Source organism: Pantoea sp. CTOTU49201, from assembly GCF_032054795.1.
Lineage (GTDB): Bacteria > Pseudomonadota > Gammaproteobacteria > Enterobacterales > Enterobacteriaceae > Pantoea > Pantoea symbiotica.
In genome coordinates, this window is record NZ_DAMBSA010000535.1 from 1 (window position 1) to 2,510 (window position 2,510).

General features: G+C 57.0%; 3 protein-coding genes. All 3 read right to left on the reverse strand.

The features are described 5' to 3' along the window. On the reverse strand, positions 1-916 hold a 916-nt coding region (locus tag RTY00_RS23390; RefSeq protein WP_312666556.1), incomplete at its 3' end, for a 5-methyltetrahydropteroyltriglutamate--homocysteine S-methyltransferase. Between the two features lie 166 nt (positions 917-1,082). After that, positions 1,083-2,009: a PstS family phosphate ABC transporter substrate-binding protein gene (locus RTY00_RS23395; RefSeq protein WP_312666557.1), complete on the reverse strand. Its 927-nt coding sequence runs from the start codon at positions 2,007-2,009 to the stop codon at positions 1,083-1,085. A 290-nt stretch (positions 2,010-2,299) separates the two neighbouring features. Beyond that, positions 2,300-2,510, reverse strand: a 211-nt coding sequence (locus tag RTY00_RS23400; protein ID WP_312666558.1) for an ATP-binding protein, incomplete at its 5' end; no start/stop codon positions are given.

Here is a 2,510-nt window from a genome sequence, read left to right on the forward strand (position 1 = left end):
CGGTTTTGGTGGTGATTAAACCCAGCACCACTTGCTGATGACCCGGCTTGAGGAAGCGCAGCGGCTCAAAGCCACCTGAACGTTCGTTGTCATACTCAAGGTAGAAAGCATCGATATTCACGCCGCCAAACAGCACTTCAGCGACCGGCTCATAGCCACCTTCGGAGATCCAGGTAGAGCGGAAGTTGCCGCGACACACATGCAACCCGACGGTCAGATCCTCTGGCTTACCTTCCAGCGCGGTATTCAGCACGTCAGCATAGATGCGCGCCAGTTCCTGCGGATCTTCACCGCGTTCGCGGATCTGCTGCTGCTGTTCGGTAGAGCACAGATAGGCCCACACCGTGTCATCCAGCTGCAGATAACGGCAGCCTACCGCGTAAAACGCTTTAATCGCGTCTTTATAGGTCTGCGCCAGATCGGCGAAGTATTCTTTCAGATCGGGATAGACCGTAGCATCGATCACCTTGCGACCACCGCGGAAATGCAGCACGCTTGGGCTGGGAATGGTCATCTTGGCAACCGCATCGCCCGCCACGCTTTGCAGAAAGCGGAAGTGATCCAGCATTGGGTGTTCAGGATTAAAGGCCACTTTACCGGTGACTTTCACGCCGTGCGCTTTGGTCTGCACGCCATTGAACTGAATGCCCTGCTCCGCTTCGAACAACTCTACGCCGTGCAGATCGCCGAAGAAGTCGAAGTGCCACCATGCGCGACGGAATTCACCATCGGTAACGATCTGCAGGCCGTTGGCGCGCTGCTGCTCCACCACATGACGGATTTCACGATCTTCCACCTGACGCAGTTGATCAGCATTGATGTCGCCATTGGCAAACTGCACACGCGCCTGCTTGATGGCAGCGGGACGCAGAAAACTGCCGACGGTATCGGCGCGGAATGGGTTGTGACGTGGCATCTTATCTCCTCGCTGAGCGCTTAGTTGCGTCAGGGTATAATTTCGCTGGGTTATTTTAGCCATCTGGACGGCTATATGTCCAAGAAGGATGCCACGCTGTTACAATTTCGGCAACGGAAGAAAATTCAGCTTACATGAAACTATTTCATGTTCAGATGCACGTTCTTCAATTTCCCTCAATGGCCGCCCGCGCTTGCGCCATCTGGCTATCTGACAACGGCAGATAACCGGCCTCGCTCACCCGACGCTGGCCTTGTGGCGACAACACCTGATGCAGAAAGGCATTCACCAGCGGCGGCAGCTGTTTGCCGGGCGCTTTATTGACGTAGATGTAAAGCGGGCGCGACCACGGATAGCGGCCGCTGCGAATGGATTCGGCATCCGGCATCACGCTATCGCCGTTCGTTGTTACCACCGGCAGCATTTTCACGCCGCTGAGATGAAAGCCAAAACTGGCGTAACCGATGCTGTTAGGCGTGGCGGCAACGGCTTGCACCACCGCAGCGGAACCGGGGAATTCTGCGACGTCAGCACGAAAATCGCCTTTACACAGCGCCTGCTGCTTGAAGAAACCCCAGGTACCCGACGCCGAGTTACGGCCATAACGCTGAATGCTGCGCGTTGCCCATTGATTATCGCTCAAACCGAGATCGCCCCAGCGCTGTGGCACCTGATGCCCGCCGCACAGGCGCGTAATGGAGAACAGCGCATCGAGTTGTTGCGGCGCGATGCGCGGCAGTGGATTGTCCTGATTGACCACCACCACCAGCGCATCCATCGCCACCGGCACCGCCAGCGGCGGATAGCCGTAGCGCGCAATGAACAGTTGACGTTCGTCGATCTGCATCGGGCGGCTCATCGCGCCCAATTGTGCAGCACCGGCGGCCAGCGCGGTCGGTGCGGTAGACGATCCCGCCGCCTGAACCTGAACGTTCACACCCGGCGACTGGCGGCTAAAATCTTCGCCCCACAAGGTCATCAGATAACCCAACGTATCCGATCCGACGCTGCTCAGATTGCCGGTTAGCATGGTTTGTTGGCCGTGTGCCAAAGCAGAGCAAAGCAGCAAGAGGGAGATCAACAGCGATTTCATTGGCGATTCCGCAATTTAATGAGACGCCTATTCTGGAGCGGCGTGATTTATCGCGCAATAAATTGCGTAAAGGTTGTCAGTGAGGGGGAATCGGTCGCCATAAATGGCGACCCTACAATTATTCGGCGGGATTTTCGTAGGGTGCGCATTCATGCGCACCGGCAAACATCGTGATTCGGTCGCAATGATTGGCGACGCAACGGTTATTTGGCGAGGTTTTCGTAGGGTGCGCATTTATGCGCACCGGCAAACACAGGGAGACGGTCGCCATGAATGGCGACCCTACGACTTTAATTAACACGCTCTTGCATCAAGTTAGCCACAATCAACCGTGGCGGCAGCAGGAAGCTAAAGCAGGTTTCCTGATGCGGCACGCTGGTGATTTCCAGCCGCGCGTTGTGATGGCCCAGCGCGTGCTTCACGATTGCCAGCCCCAAGCCGCTGCCGCCGGTGGCGCGCGAACGCGCTTTGTCCACGCGGTAGAAACGTTCGGTGAGGCGC